The following is a 14,756-nucleotide window of genomic DNA, read 5'->3' on the forward strand; positions in this document are numbered from 1 at the left end:
CGATAACAAGGAGAATTGGCATGACCAGCAACAACCCGCAAACCCGCGAGTGGCAAGCACTCAGCAATGATCACCACCTGGCCCCGTTCAGCGACTTCAAGCAGCTGAAAGAGAAAGGCCCGCGGATCATCACCAACGCCAAGGGCGTTTACCTGTGGGACAGCGAAGGCAACAAGATTCTCGACGGAATGGCCGGTCTGTGGTGCGTGGCTATCGGTTATGGTCGCGATGAGCTGGCCGACGCAGCCGCCAAACAGATGCGCGAACTGCCGTACTACAACCTGTTCTTCCAGACCGCGCACCCGCCAGCGCTGGAACTGGCCAAGGCAATCGCCGACGTGGCGCCGGAAGGCATGAACCATGTGTTCTTCACCGGTTCCGGCTCCGAAGGCAACGACACCATGCTGCGCATGGTCCGCCACTACTGGGCGATCAAAGGCCAGCCAAACAAGAAAGTCATCATCAGCCGCAAGAACGGTTATCACGGTTCGACCGTGGCCGGCGCGAGTCTCGGTGGCATGACTTATATGCACGAACAAGGCGACTTGCCGATCCCGGGCATCGTCCATATCGCGCAGCCTTACTGGTTCGCTGAAGGGGGCGACATGTCCCCGGAAGAGTTCGGTATCTGGGCGGCCAACCAGTTGGAAGAAAAGATTCTCGAAGTCGGCGTCGACAACGTCGGTGCCTTTATTGCCGAGCCGATCCAGGGCGCCGGCGGCGTGATCATTCCGCCAGACAGCTACTGGCCGCGCATCAAGGAAATCCTCGCCAAGTACGACATCCTGTTCGTGGCAGACGAAGTGATTTGCGGTTTCGGCCGTACCGGTGAGTGGTTCGGTAGCGATTTCTACGACCTTGCGCCCGACATGATGACCATCGCCAAAGGCCTGACCTCCGGTTATATCCCGATGGGCGGCCTGATTGTCCGTGACTCCGTTGTTGCGGTGCTCAACGAAGGTGGCGATTTCAACCACGGCTTCACCTACTCCGGTCACCCGGTGGCAGCAGCAGTGGGCCTGGAAAACATCCGCATCCTGCGCGACGAAAAAATTATCGAGAACGCGCACAACGAAACGGCACCGTATTTGCAGAAACGTCTGCGGGAACTGAACGATCACCCGTTGGTGGGTGAAGTTCGCGGAGTCGGTCTGTTGGGCGCGATCGAGCTGGTGCAGGACAAGGCCACGCGCAAGCGTTATGAAGGCAAGGGCGTCGGCATGATCTGCCGCCAGTTCTGCTTCGACAACGGCCTGATCATGCGCGCTGTGGGCGACACCATGATCATCGCGCCGCCGCTGGTGATCAGCAAAGCCGAGATCGATGAGCTGGTTACAAAGGCACGCAAGTGTCTGGACCTGACCCTCAGTGCGTTGCAGGGCTAAGTGCTAGGCTTTGAGCGGGGGAGCCGTGGCGCTCGCGCTCAAAGCTGTCAGAAAGGCTGGTCTTTTCTTGAAAGACCGCCTCGGATCTTGCCAGACTAGCCGCGGTTCCAGTTGTCCGGGTTCGGCCGCTGAACAAAGTGGTTCAAAAAAGAAAAATTTGGAGCATTAACGCATGAAGGCATTAGGCAAAAAGCTCGCTGGCAAGACTCTGCTCGCCATGTCCCTGATGGGAGTCATGGCGGCTGCGGCTCAGGCGGACGACAAGGTGTTGCACGTCTACAACTGGTCCGACTACATCGCCCCGGACACTGTGGCCAACTTCGAAAAAGCCACCGGGATCAAAGTCGTCTATGACGTCTTCGACAGCAACGAAACCCTGGAAGCCAAGCTGCTGGCCGGCAAGTCCGGTTACGACATTGTGGTGCCTTCCAATAACTTCCTCGCCAAGCAGATCAAGGCCGGTGTTTACCAGGAGCTGGACAAGTCCAAGCTGCCAAACTGGAAGAACCTCGACGAAGACCTGCTCAAGGCTGTTGGCGATGCCAGCGACCAAGGCAACAAGCACGCGTTCCCGTACATGTGGGGCTCGATCGGCATCGGCTACAACCCGGCCAAGGTCAAGGCAGCGCTGGGCATCGACAAAATCGATTCCTGGGACGTGGTGTTCAAGCCTGAAAACATCGAGAAGCTCAAAAGCTGCGGCGTAAGCTTCCTCGACGCACCGACCGAAATGATTCCGGCGGCGTTGCACTATCTGGGCAAGCCGACCAACAGCAAGGACAAGGCTGACCTGAAAGCCGCCGAAGACTTGTTCCTGAAGATTCGTCCTTCGGTTGCCTACTTCCATTCCTCCAAGTACATCTCCGACCTGGCCAACGGCAACATCTGCGTCGCCGTCGGTTACTCGGGTGACCTGGAACAATCCAAGACCCGCGCCCAGGAAGCCGGAGACAAGGTCAAGCTGGCCTACACCATTCCAAAAGAAGGTGCTGGCACGTTCTACGACATGGTCGCCATTCCCAAGGATGCCGAAAACGTCGAAGCCGCCTACAAGTTCATGAACTACCTGCTTGAGCCACAAGTGATGGCCGGCATCACCAACGCCGTGCGTTTCCCGAACGGCAACAAAGCTGCCACGCCACTGGTGGACAAGGACATCACCAGCGATCCGAGCATCTACCCGTCGGCTGAAGTGAAGAAACAGCTCTACGCGATCAGCGATCTGGACGCAGCGACCCTGCGCCTGATCACTCGCAGCTGGACCAAGATCAAATCCGGTAAATAAGCCGGTTTGACGCAACAACCGCTGGCCGTCGTCCCCGCGAGGGCGGCCAGCGGATTAATTAAATGACAGGAAGTTTTGCAGGAACGGTTTTTCGAGGGTAAGTTGCGCGCCGGTTTTGTTGCCGGGCAGCCATGGCTGTCATGCAGCGCGGGGCAACTTGGGCCCAACTAATTTAGAGGACCTCCACTTGCCTATTTTTTCTTCTTTGCGCAAAGCCCTGCTGGCCACTGCCGGCCTGACGATCGCTGTCGGAGCCCAGGCCGCCGGTACGGTGCATATTTATAACTGGTCCGATTACATCGGCGAAACCACGCTGGCCGATTTCCAGAAAGAAACCGGGATCAAACCGGTCTACGACGTCTTCGATTCCAACGAAACCCTGGAAGGCAAGCTACTGGCCGGGCGTACCGGTTACGACGTGGTCGTGCCGTCGAACCACTTCCTCGGCAAGCAGATCAAGGCGGGGGCGTTCCAGAAGCTTGACCGTGCGCAACTGCCGAACTACGCCAATCTCGACCCGGCGCTGCTCAAGCGTCTGGAGCAGAACGATCCGGGCAACCTGTACGCCGTGCCGTACCTGTGGGGCACCAACGGCATTGGTTACAACGTCGATAAAGTGAAGGCTGTACTGGGTGTCGACAAGATCGATTCGTGGGGCGTTTTGTTCGAGCCTGAGAACATCAAGAAGCTGCAAAGCTGCGGCGTGGCATTCCTCGATTCGGCGGATGAAATGATGCCGACCGTGCTCAACTATCTGGGCCTGAATGCCAACAGCACCAATCCGAAGGACTACGAAAAAGCCACCGACAAATTGCTCGCGGTGCGTCCTTACGTGACCTACTTCCACTCGTCGAAATACATCGGTGATCTGGCCAACGGCGACATCTGTGTGGCCATCGGTTTCTCCGGCGATATCTTCCAGGCGAAGAACCGCGCAGCCGAAGCCAAGAAGGGCGTGAACATCGCCTACACGGTGCCGAAAGAGGGTGGCGCATTGTGGTTCGACATGCTGGCAATCCCCAAGGATTCGTCGAACGTGAAGCAGGCCCATGCCTTCATCAACTATCTGCTGAAACCTGAGGTGATCGCTCAGGTCAGTGATTACGTCGGTTACGCCAACCCCAACCCGGGTTCGGACAAGTTGATGGAGCAATCCATCCGCACCGATGCGTCGGTGTATCCACCGCAGGCCGTTATCGACAAGGCCTACGTATCGACCGAGTTGCCACCGAACATTCAGCGTCTGATGACCCGCAGCTGGACCAAGGTCAAGTCGGGGATGTAAGGCACACACTATCCTGGGTTCGCCTTGCGGGGCGAACTGCATTGTTTTTTTCTGGGAGTTTCGTAAATGGCAGTTGCCTCCGGCGCCTATAAGAAAGCCCTCGAGGGCGACCAGACACCGAAACAGGTGTTGGTCAAAATCGACCGGGTCACGAAGAAGTTCGACGAGACGATTGCCGTGGACGATGTGTCCCTGGAAATCAAGAAGGGCGAGATCTTCGCCTTGCTCGGCGGTTCGGGATCGGGCAAATCCACTCTGCTGCGGATGCTGGCAGGGTTCGAACGGCCCACGGAGGGGCGGATTTTCCTCGACGGCGTCGACATCACCGACATGCCGCCGTACGAACGTCCGATCAACATGATGTTCCAGTCGTACGCCTTGTTCCCGCACATGACCGTGGCGCAGAACATCGCCTTCGGCCTGCAGCAGGACAAGATTCACAAGACCGAGGTCGACGACCGTGTAGCCGAGATGCTCAAGCTGGTGCAGATGAGCCAGTACGCCAAGCGCAAGCCGCATCAATTGTCGGGCGGTCAGCGTCAGCGTGTGGCGCTGGCACGTTCGCTGGCCAAGCGACCGAAGTTGCTGCTGCTCGATGAGCCGATGGGCGCACTGGACAAGAAACTGCGTTCGCAGATGCAGTTGGAACTGGTGGAAATCATCGAGCGCGTCGGCGTGACTTGCGTGATGGTGACCCACGACCAGGAAGAGGCCATGACCATGGCCGAGCGCATCGCGATCATGCACCTGGGCTGGATCGCCCAGATCGGCAGCCCGATCGACATCTACGAAACCCCGACCAGCCGTCTGGTCTGCGAATTCATCGGTAACGTCAACATCTTCGAAGGTGAAGTGATCGACGACGCCGAAGGCCACGCGACCATCACCTGTAAGGATCTCGATCGGCAGATCTACGTTGGCCATGGCATCAGCACCTCGGTGCAAGACAAGTCCGTGACCTACGCGATCCGTCCGGAGAAGCTGCTGGTCACCGCCGACCAGCCGACCTGCGAGTACAACTGGTCCAGCGGCAAGGTGCACGACATCGCCTACCTCGGCGGGCACTCGGTGTTCTACGTCGAATTGCCGAGCGGCAAACTGGTGCAGTCGTTCGTCGCCAACGCCGAACGTCGCGGCGCGCGTCCGACCTGGGGCGATCAGGTCTACGTGTGGTGGGAAGACGACAGCGGCGTGGTACTCCGCTCATGAACATGCGCAAATTCAAACGCCGCATCAACCGAATAATCCCCAATGGCCGGCAACTGGTCATCGGGGTTCCGTTCATCTGGCTTTTTCTGTTCTTCATGCTGCCGTTCTTCATCGTCCTGAAGATCAGTTTCGCCGAAGCCGACGTGGCCATTCCGCCGTACACCGAGATTTACACCTACGCCGAGCAGAAGCTGCAACTGCTGCTGAACCTGGGCAACTACGCGATGCTGGCGGGCGACGAGTTGTACATCGCCGCTTACCTCGGCTCGTTGAAGATGGCGTTCATCAGCACCGTCCTCTGTTTGCTGATCGGCTACCCGATGGCCTACGCCATCGCCACCGCCCGTAAAGAGCTGCAAACGGTGTTGGTATTGCTGATCATGATGCCGACCTGGACCGCAATCCTGATCCGCGTTTACGCGTGGATGGGCATCCTCAGCAACAACGGTCTGCTCAACGGTTTCCTGATGAGCATGGGCTTGATCGACGAGCCGCTGCAGATCCTCAACACCAACCTCGCGGTGTACATCGGCGTAGTTTATTCGTACCTGCCGTTCATGATCCTGCCGCTGTACGCCAATCTGGTGAAGCACGACAACAGTCTGCTCGAAGCGGCTTCGGACCTCGGCTCGAGTACTTTCAACAGCTTCTGGAAGATCACTATTCCGCTGTCCAAGAACGGCATCATTGCCGGCTGCATGCTGGTGTTTATCCCCGTGGTCGGTGAGTTCGTGATCCCGGAACTGCTTGGCGGTCCGGAAACCCTGATGATCGGCAAGGTGCTGTGGCAAGAGTTCTTCAACAACCGTGACTGGCCGGTGGCGTCCGCGCTGGCGGTGGTGATGCTGGCGATCCTGATTGTGCCGATCATCCTGTTCAACCGCAGTCAGGCCAAGGAAATGGAGGGTAAAGAATGAAGCGCTTCCGTTTCTCCAGCCTGATGCTGGTTCTGGGTTTGTTGTTTATCTACCTGCCGATGCTGATCCTGGTGATCTACTCGTTCAACGCCTCGAAACTGGTGACGGTGTGGGGCGGCTGGTCGATCAAGTGGTACGTCGGCCTGCTCGACAACACGCAACTGATGGGCTCGGTGCTGCGCTCGCTGGAAATCGCCTGCTACACCGCGGTCGCCGCGGTGGCGCTGGGTACGCTGGCAGCGTTCGTGCTGACCCGTATCACCCGCTTCAAGGGCCGCACGCTGTTCGGCGGTCTGGTCACAGCGCCGTTGGTGATGCCGGAAGTGATCACCGGTCTGTCGCTGTTGCTGCTGTTCGTGGCCATGGCGCAGATGATCGGCTGGCCGCAGGAACGTGGCATCGTCACCATCTGGATCGCTCACACCACGTTCTGTGCGGCGTATGTGGCGGTGGTGGTGTCGGCGCGTCTGCGTGAGCTGGACCTGTCGATCGAAGAAGCGGCCATGGACCTCGGTGCACGACCGTGGAAGGTGTTCTTCCTGATCACCATCCCGATGATCGCGCCATCGCTGGCGGCGGGCGGCATGATGTCGTTCGCGCTGTCGCTGGATGACCTGGTACTGGCGAGCTTCGTCTCGGGTCCTGGTTCGACGACCTTGCCGATGGAAGTGTTCTCGGCAGTGCGTCTGGGTGTGAAGCCTGAGATCAACGCCGTGGCGAGCCTGATTTTGCTCGCGGTATCGATCGTGACCTTCATGGTCTGGTTCTTCAGCCGCCGTGCCGAAGAAGCGCGCAAGAAAGCCATCCAGCAAGCCATCGAAGAAAGCGCAGCCGATTCGTGGAAGCAGCCGGACGTGCGTCGCGCCCCGGCGCCGGAAGCGGCGTAAGCAATATCGGGTTGGCCTCAACCTAGAGGCCAACCCAAATTCAAATGTAGGAGTGAGCGTGCTCGCGATAGCGGTGTATCGGCCAGGAAGTTTTCAGCTGACACACCGCTATCGCGAGCAGGCTCACTCCTACAATGGGATTTATGCCGTCCAGGGAGATTGGCGGATGACTTCAACAAAGTTCATCGGCTTGAACCCCGGCTGCTGATCCTTCAGGACATCAGTCTTCACATTGCCAAACGTCGTCTGCGGACGATGCCGCAAGCCATCGGCAAACGCGCAGATAATGCACTCCTTGAAACCGTCCCCACGCGGGTGCGCATGCACCACCGCTTCGCGCTGCACAGTGCTGAACGCTGCGTAATCCATCCCCAGTACATCCATTTCCACACCAGCGGTGACCAGCGCTACGGTCGGGCGCAGATGCTTCGGCACGCCCGGCGTGGTGTGCAGGGCAATCGACAGCCACACCTGTTCGATGTCGTCATCGCTCAACCCGTACGGTTTGAGAAACGCCGCCGCGGCGTTGGCGCCGTCCACCTCAAAACGCTCGTCATCACTGCGATGACCTTCGACCAGACCGAGGTCATGGAACATCGCGCCGACGTACAACAACTCCGGGTTGTAGGCCAGTTGCTGGCGCTCGCCGCTCAACGCACCGAACAGAAAGACCCGGCGCGAGTGGTGGTAGAGCAGGTCGGATTCGATGTCGCGGATGTATTCGGTGGTGGCCCGGGCGAGGGCGCTGTCAGGGATTTTGATGCCGGCGATGGTTGTGGTCATGGCAAGTTTCCTCACTGAAACGCCGTTGTGGCGCTGATGGGGAAAGTCTGTTCCCGGCGCTGGAAGCGGACAATCGATGCATGGCAGCGATCCTTGCCAATCCACCTGCAAATCGTGCCAACTCGGCTCAGAGACCCAAAGGAGCTTCACCTCCATGAGCAAAACCGTCGCCATTGTGGTGTTCGCAGGCGTGCAGTCGCTGGACGTCAGCGGCCCGATGGATGTGTTCGCCGAGGCCAATCGCTTCCTGGCGCCCGAGAATCACTATCGGCTCGAAGTAATCGGCATCGAGCAAGGGCCGATGGCCTGTTCCAACGGTTTGACCCTGAATGCCCATCGGCATTTCAGTGAAGCACTCGACGCCTACGATCTGCTGCTGGTCGCCGGTGGGCCGCAATTACCCTTCATGGATTTCGGCGCGACGTTCGACGGTTGGCTGCGTGAGGCCTGTGCACGGGCGCAGCGCTTCGGTTCGATCTGCAACGGCGCGTTCATGCTGGCCCGGGCCGGTTTGCTGGACGGGCGCACCGTCACCACGCACTGGAACGACGCCGTCGCGTTGGCGCAGTTGTGTCCGACGACGCAGGTCGAAGCGGATCGCTTGTATGTCGAGGACGGCACGCTCTACACCTCGGCCGGGGTCACGGCGGGGATTGATCTGTCGCTGTACCTGCTGGCGCGGGATCATGGCGCTGAAGTGGCGCTGAGCGTGGCCAAGCGTCTGGTGGTGTTCACCCAGCGTTCCGGTGGGCAATCGCAGTTCAGCCCGTTCCTCACACCGCACGCGGAGCCGACCTCGGCGGTGGCGCTGGTGCAGTTGTATGTGCTGGCCAATCTCACGGGCGATCTGACGATTGCCGATCTGGCCAATGCGGCGAACATGAGTGCGCGCAATTTCTCGCGGGTGTTTGCCCGGGAAGCCAAGGTCACCCCGGCGGAGTTTGTCGAACGGGCGCGAGTGGATGCGGCGCGGGTGATGCTGGAAAGCACGGCGGCACCGTTGAAGACTGTGGCGTATCAGTGCGGGTTTCGCGATGCGCAGCACATGCGCAGTGTGTTCAATCGCCGGCTGGGGGTTACGCCGCAGCAGTTTCGGCTGAATTTTGCGGTGATGGTTTGACCCTCACCCTCACCCCAGCCCTCTCCCAGAGGGAGAGGGGGCCGACCGCAGTGTCTGGCGTGATACATCGACCTGAAAGACCTTAGCGATTATGGATTCGGTAAAGCAGTGTCAGGTCGCTGTAAGCCTTGAGCATCCCCCAATCAGTCCCCTCTACCTCTGGGCGGTCCGACGTTTCGGGAGGGCTAGGGTGAGGGGCTTTTAAGGTGCCCGCATCGGCAACAGCTTCAACGTACTGCGCGTATTCGCCGTCACCTCTTCGGCATTGAAATGCGCCTGCACATAAATCCCGTCGACATACGCCTCAGCCTGATCGTCATAGTGGCTGTCGAACGGCACACCGCTCTGCCCGACCGGGTTGATCGTCAGGCCGTGTGCAGGATCGGCAAAATCCACCAAGCGCCGCGTCGACGGCCCATAAGTCACCGGCCAAGGCGCAGGCCCGATCTTCGCCGACAGGTTGTTCGGCACTTCATGACTGCCCGGCGCCGCAAACGGCCCGACATTGAAAATCCGCTCCAACGGCTTCTGCTGTCCCAACGGATGGCCGTGAGTCAGCGTGTGCGCAGTGCCCCATTTCCACTCGGCAGAGTTATCGCCGAGGGTCAGCTTCAGGTGCTGCATGCTCGCCTGCCACGCCGCGCGCACGACATCGGCGCGGGTCTCCTTGTTCGGCGTGTTGCGGTTATCCCACCACGGTGAATCGGCGTTCGCCGCCAGCTTCGGCAGCGCCGCATCGATCACTCGCGTCGCCAGCAGCGTGTCGAAAAAATCATTGCCCAACTCATCACGCATCGCCGCATCGGCCAGGTCGTAGAGGAACTGGTTGAACACCGTCGCACTGACCGAATCCAGCGGATAGTCGCCCGGCCACTGCGCCAGTTGCTCGACCAGTTTCAACTGCGCCGGATCGCTGACGACTTCACGCAATACTGGCAGCAACGGAGCGAGCAAGCGCGGGCCATAACCGGTCGCCGTGCCCAATTGCAGTTTCTGATTGGCCTCGTTGGTCCACTTCACGCTCTTGTCGCTGAGCTGGCGATTGAGTTGCTGCCCGCGATCGGCAAGGTTGTAGTAACCGGGAATCTCCATGCCGGTCGGCGACAGCGGCTGGAAGTTGGCCGAGACGATGTAGCCGCGTGCCGGGTTCTCTTCCTGCGGGTTGGCGCTGAACGGGTAGAACCCGTCCTTGTCCGCCTGATTGCTGCTGCCGTCGAGAATGAATTCCGGCCTCACCCCAGCGGGGCGCTTGGGCAGCAGCGCCGAGGCCCACCAGGCGATATCGCCCTTGGCGTTGGCGTAAACCAGGTTCAGCCCCGGTGCCTGCACTTTCGCGGCAGCGGTGCGGGCCTTGGCCAGGGTGTCGGCGCGGTTGAGCTGGTAGAAGCCTTCGAGGATCGGGTTCGGCGTTTCGAGGAAGGCCCACCACATGGCGAACGGCGTTTTGCCGGCAGCGGTGCCGAGGGCATCATTGACGATCGGGCCGTGGGGCGATTGGCGCAGGGTGAGGGTGACCGGCGGCTGGCCCTTTACATTGATCTGCTGTTGGGTGACGACCATGTCGGTCCACTGGCCGCGATACCAGACCTGATTCGGGTTATCCGGATTGACCTTCTCGGCGATCAGGTCCAGATCGTCGTTCTGGAACATGGTCAGGCTCCAGCCGAAATCCAGGTTGTGTCCCAGAAACGCGAACGGCACCAGCGCCTGATGATGGCCGTACAGCTCGAAGCCCGGCGCCGACAAATGCGCCTCGTACCACACCGACGGCACCGAAAAGCGAATGTGCGGATCACCCGCCAGCAGTGGCTTGCCACTCTGGCTGCGGCTGCCGGCGATGACCCAGGCGTTGCTGCCTTCGAACTGCGGCAGGCCTTGGTCGATCAGCGCCTGTTCGCTGAGGCGGGCGAGGGCGTTGAGGTCTTTCCAGTCGCCGGCGGCGAGGACCGGCGCAGGTTTGGCGTGACCGTTGGCCAGCACACCGTTGGGTTGCCAGTCGAGATCGAAGACCTTGAGGTAATCAGCGCCGAGTTGATCGCGCACATAGGTCAGCAACGGCTCGGTGCGAAACGCCGCCGCAAAGCTGTAGGCCATATAGCCGGCGACGCTGATGCTGTCTTCTGCCGTGAACGGTCGTTTGGGGATGCCCAGCACGTCAAACTCGATCGGTGCGGCGTGGGTGTCCTGATATTGGTTAATGCCATCCAGATAGGCTTGCAGGCCCTTCCACGCCGGTGACTGTTTATCGAGACTGGCGACGTAACTGGCCGCGCGTTCGCGGATGCGCAGGCTGCGGAAGAGTTTGTCGGTGTCGAGCAGTTTCGGCCCGAGCACTTCGGCCAGTTCGCCGCGAGCGAGGCGGCGCATGGCTTCCATCTGGAACAGGCGATCCTGGGCATGCACATAGCCGAGGGCGCGGTAGAGGTCGGTTTCGTTCTCGGCGCGCAGGTGTGGCACGCCCCGCTCGTCATAGCGCACGATCACCGAACCTTGCAGGTTGCGCAGTTCAACCTGGCCCTGGCGTGTGGGTTGTTTGCTGTAGACATACCAGCCGACCCCGGCAAGCAGAACAACGATGAGCAAGCCAAGTACGGTGAACACGCGCTTCATGGTGACTCCTTGTGCATGCGGGAATGCCGCCCGTCGGGCTGCAAACAATTAGCACAGACCTTCTGTGCCGTGCAGCGCTGTCCTTGAAAAGTCCGGAATGCCTTACGGCGTTTCCACCGGCCACGGGCAATAACAACCGACCGCCAGGGTGTGCGTGGCATTGACCGGGCGATCCTCCGTCAGGGCATTCAAAATCGGTTCGATAAAGCTGTTGCTGGAATTGCAGGTCAGGCCTTCACTGTACGGGCCGAAGTACGCCAGTTTGCCGCTGCGATCCCAGATCGCCACGGCCGGGCTGGCCGGAACCTGTTCGGAGCCGGGCAATATCGTGATGGTTTTCAGACTGCTGAGGGTCGCGGGCAACTGACCGTGACTGCCGGTTTTCTGCACGGCGAAGAACTCCACGCCTTTAGCGCCAAACCGCTCGACCATCTCGGTCAGGTGCTGTTGATTGCCGACGTTGCACGGGCAGGCCGGGTCCCAGAAATGTACCAGGCGAATCTTGCCGGGACCGGCGAGGTTGTCCGGCAGGCGCAGCGGATCACCGGAAAACACCGCCGTGTGTTCGCTGAACGCACGCAGATAACGCCCCTGAAACCAGTCATACGCCGCCCACAGCACCCCGGCGCAAATCAGCGCGAGCAGGCTGGCAAACAGTGCGGTGCGGTAGGGCGAACGCATGGTTTTCGTTCCAGAAGAGGTGGGCTAGCTTGCCATGCTTGCTCCGACAGATGAATATCGCAGGCCGATAAAGTCTGTTTACCGCTTTGGAATTCCCGCATGCCTGCCACTTTCGACCCCGATCAAATCCGCGCCAGCCTCAAGCCTTTGGCCGAGTGGCAGCCGTTGTCGGACGAGGGCAAGGCCTACCAGCGCTTCTACCAGACCGACTTTCCCCATCGTGATGTCTGGCGTGGCATGGGCCGTTTCGAGGTCGATGGCTATGAAGTGGTCAGCCATTGCTGGTGGCCGGAAAAGGTCAAGGCGACGCTGTTTCTGCTGCACGGTTACTACGATCACGTCGGGCTGTACCGGCATGTAATCGAGTGGGCGCTGGACCAGGATTTCGCCGTGATCGCCTGCGACTTGCCGGGTCATGGCTTGTCGAGCGGGCCGCGCGCGAGCATTCGCGATTTCTCTGAGTACCAGGATGTCCTGCAAGCGTTGTTCGCCGAGGCGCAGTCGATCGCGTTGCCGCAGCCGTGGCATTTGTTTGGGCAGAGCACCGGCGGGGCAATTGTCGTCGATCACTTGCTCAACCATGGCGAAAACAGCCCGGCGCAAGGCCAGGTGATTTTGATGGCGCCACTGGTGCGGCCTCGGGCGTGGGGTTGGTCGCAGCTGAGTTATTACCTGCTCAGGCCGTTTGTCAGAGGCGTCACGCGACGCTTCAGCGAAAATTCCAATGACCCGGATTTCCTGCCGTTTCTCCAGGCCGATCCGTTGCAGCCACGGCGCTTGCCGACCAAATGGGTGGGCGCGCTGTCACGCTGGATCATCCGCGTCGAGCACGCGAAAAAAAGTCCGCGACGGCCGCTGATCATTCAGGGGCAGGCGGATATGACGGTGGACTGGCAACACAATTTGCAGGTGATGAAGTGGAAGTTTGATCGACCGCAGATTCTGCTATTGGCCGAGGCGCGGCATCATCTGGCGAATGAAACGGCGGAGATGCGTGAGGAGTATTTCGAGTTCTTGAGCAAGCGGATCAGAGGCCGGAATATTTAGCGACTGTGAGGGCCTCTTCGCGAGCCGGCTCCGGGCGGCGTTCCGACGAAGGCGGCCGGTCAGGCGCTAAAGATCATTGCCCGACCGCAAGTCCTGCCCGAATCGCCGCCAGCGCCGCCTGGTAATACGCCTTGCCCTCAGCCGATTCAGCAAACGTCGCAAACTCTTCCAGTTCTTCATCCGATAAGTCGCGATAGACGTAGAGCAACGTGTTGTTGATGTCCGCGCCAATCTGATCCATCAAGCGCTGGCGCTGACCATTGAGCATGCCTTGCGCCTGACCACCACCGAGCAGCCCCGGGATCATCGAACTCAAGCTGTCCGCCGCCACACCAGCAATCGCCAGGCTGACTTCGGCGCCGGCTTCTCGCGCCGGCAAGGCTTGCGCGAGGTGACCGATGATCAGCAGGCGGCTGTCGCTGGCCTGCATCTTTGGCAGACCCTTGGCATTTTTCGCCAATTGATCGCGGCGGGTCGCGAGCAGTTCGGCAGCGACGATTTTCTTGCCCAGTGGTGATTGGAAGAAGGTCAGGGCCGGTTTAGGGTCGGCGAGTTTCTGCCGTAACTGCGCTTCGGCACGTTGATCCACGGCCTGCGGAGCAAAGCGCTGGTTGCTGTTGTTGACCAAGGCCTGGAACACCGCGGGCGGCAGGCTGTTCTGATAGCGCTGCTGTGCGGCCGTCAGGGCATCGTTGAAATGCGCACGTTGATCTGGCCAGCCGGCGACCTTGTACAACTGATCGTGGCCGTCCGCCCAGGCGGGCAAAACGCAGAACATCAACAGTGAAAAAAGCAAACGGCGCATAGGGACTCCTGTCAGCAGCGGACTATTCTCCGTGCGGTGCCGGTACTTGTCGAGAATTCGTAGCAAGCCGCCGCGTGGCTCTGTCGGATTTCTTGCCGCCGACATACTATGCGCGCCATGCAAATATCCTCTGAACACCCACTGCTGTTACGCATTGTCGATGACCTGGCCGAACACGGCTGGTCGCAGCAGAACATATTCCTGCCCGCCGGTTTGACCCGCGAGCTGGCGGCCGAGTGCCGCAAACGTGAGGCCGAGGGTGAACTGGCGCCGGCGGCGGTGGGGCGTGGGCCGTTTTCGGAGATCCGCGAGGGGATTCGTGGTGACCACATCCAGTGGATCGATCCGGGGCAGGCCGATGCCAGCGACCGTTATCTGAACCTGATGGAGAGCCTGCGCGAGGCGCTCAACCGAGGCCTGTTTCTTGGTCTTGAGGACTTTGAGTGCCACTTTGCCTTGTATCCGCCTGGCGCTTTTTATCGCAGGCATGTCGACCGTTTTCGCGACGATGACAAGCGCATGGTCTCGGTGGTGGTCTACCTCAATGACGCGTGGCTGCCGGAGGATGGCGGTCAGTTGCGCATGTACCTGAATGATGAGCGCGTGCACGACGTGCAGCCTACTGGCGGGTGTCTGGTGGTGTTTCTCTCTGGTGAGGTACCTCATGAAGTGCTGCCAGCGCACCGCGAGCGCTTGTCGCTGACCGGCTGGTTCCGCCGCCGTGGCAACGAGCCGTTCTGAG

13 protein-coding genes are annotated in these 14,756 nt (G+C 60.1%); 9 read left to right on the forward strand and 4 right to left on the reverse strand.

What is annotated here, in order from left to right; translation table 11 throughout:
- Positions 1-20 precede the first annotated feature (20 nt).
- The 6 genes from CKW14_RS18360 to CKW14_RS18385 all read left to right on the forward strand — a co-directional run bounded on the left by CKW14_RS18360 (position 21) and on the right by CKW14_RS18385 (position 6,968).
- The gene (locus CKW14_RS18360) at positions 21-1,385 is read left to right on the forward strand and encodes an aspartate aminotransferase family protein (protein ID WP_095049411.1); all 1,365 of its coding nucleotides are present in this window, start codon (positions 21-23) and stop codon (positions 1,383-1,385) included.
- Positions 1,386-1,557: 172 nt separating this feature from the next.
- Positions 1,558-2,670, forward strand: coding sequence for a polyamine ABC transporter substrate-binding protein (locus CKW14_RS18365; protein ID WP_007913851.1), 1,113 nt, complete (start codon positions 1,558-1,560; stop codon positions 2,668-2,670).
- Between the two features lie 187 nt (positions 2,671-2,857).
- Complete coding sequence (locus CKW14_RS18370; protein WP_095125825.1) at positions 2,858-3,955, forward strand: polyamine ABC transporter substrate-binding protein; 1,098 nt, start codon at positions 2,858-2,860, stop codon at positions 3,953-3,955.
- A 66-nt stretch (positions 3,956-4,021) separates the two neighbouring features.
- Positions 4,022-5,164 (forward strand): ABC transporter ATP-binding protein, encoded by a 1,143-nt coding sequence (locus CKW14_RS18375; protein ID WP_095049413.1) that lies wholly within the window; start codon positions 4,022-4,024, stop codon positions 5,162-5,164.
- A 35-nt stretch (positions 5,165-5,199) separates the two neighbouring features.
- A complete protein-coding gene (locus tag CKW14_RS18380; protein WP_176471306.1) occupies positions 5,200-6,081 on the forward strand; it encodes an ABC transporter permease subunit in 882 nt (293 codons plus the stop codon).
- Positions 6,078-6,968, forward strand: coding sequence for an ABC transporter permease subunit (locus CKW14_RS18385; protein ID WP_093429780.1), 891 nt, complete (start codon positions 6,078-6,080; stop codon positions 6,966-6,968). The genes CKW14_RS18380 and CKW14_RS18385 overlap by 4 nt, the downstream gene beginning before the upstream one ends.
- Before the next feature lie 141 nt (positions 6,969-7,109).
- On the opposite strand, the gene CKW14_RS18390 is transcribed toward CKW14_RS18385, so the two are convergent.
- A complete protein-coding gene (locus CKW14_RS18390; protein WP_095049415.1) occupies positions 7,110-7,751 on the reverse strand; it encodes an HD domain-containing protein in 642 nt (213 codons plus the stop codon).
- A gap of 154 nt (positions 7,752-7,905) precedes the next feature.
- Here CKW14_RS18390 and CKW14_RS18395 point away from each other — a divergent pair, with 154 nt between their 5' ends.
- Positions 7,906-8,871 (forward strand): GlxA family transcriptional regulator, encoded by a 966-nt coding sequence (locus CKW14_RS18395; protein WP_095049416.1) that lies wholly within the window; start codon positions 7,906-7,908, stop codon positions 8,869-8,871.
- Positions 8,872-9,072: 201 nt separating this feature from the next.
- Here the strand turns inward: CKW14_RS18395 and CKW14_RS18400 are convergent, their stop codons facing one another.
- Complete coding sequence (locus tag CKW14_RS18400; protein WP_095125826.1) at positions 9,073-11,481, reverse strand: penicillin acylase family protein; 2,409 nt, start codon at positions 11,479-11,481, stop codon at positions 9,073-9,075.
- Between the two features lie 102 nt (positions 11,482-11,583).
- Positions 11,584-12,162, reverse strand: a complete 579-nt coding sequence (locus tag CKW14_RS18405; protein WP_095049418.1) for a DUF6436 domain-containing protein — start codon at positions 12,160-12,162, stop codon at positions 11,584-11,586.
- Positions 12,163-12,261: 99 nt separating this feature from the next.
- Here CKW14_RS18405 and CKW14_RS18410 point away from each other — a divergent pair, with 99 nt between their 5' ends.
- Positions 12,262-13,209: an alpha/beta hydrolase gene (locus CKW14_RS18410; RefSeq protein ID WP_095125827.1), complete on the forward strand. Its 948-nt coding sequence runs from the start codon at positions 12,262-12,264 to the stop codon at positions 13,207-13,209.
- 73 nt (positions 13,210-13,282) lie between these two features.
- Here the strand turns inward: CKW14_RS18410 and CKW14_RS18415 are convergent, their stop codons facing one another.
- Positions 13,283-14,014 (reverse strand): DUF2059 domain-containing protein, encoded by a 732-nt coding sequence (locus tag CKW14_RS18415; RefSeq protein WP_095049420.1) that lies wholly within the window; start codon positions 14,012-14,014, stop codon positions 13,283-13,285.
- A gap of 108 nt (positions 14,015-14,122) precedes the next feature.
- On the opposite strand from CKW14_RS18415, the gene CKW14_RS18420 reads away from it, so the two are divergent.
- Positions 14,123-14,755, forward strand: a complete 633-nt coding sequence (locus CKW14_RS18420; protein WP_095049421.1) for a 2OG-Fe(II) oxygenase — start codon at positions 14,123-14,125, stop codon at positions 14,753-14,755.
- Position 14,756 lies beyond the last annotated feature (1 nt).

Source organism: Pseudomonas sp. Irchel s3a12, assembly GCF_900187485.1.
GTDB classification, from domain to species: Bacteria; Pseudomonadota; Gammaproteobacteria; order Pseudomonadales; family Pseudomonadaceae; genus Aquipseudomonas; species Aquipseudomonas neuropathica.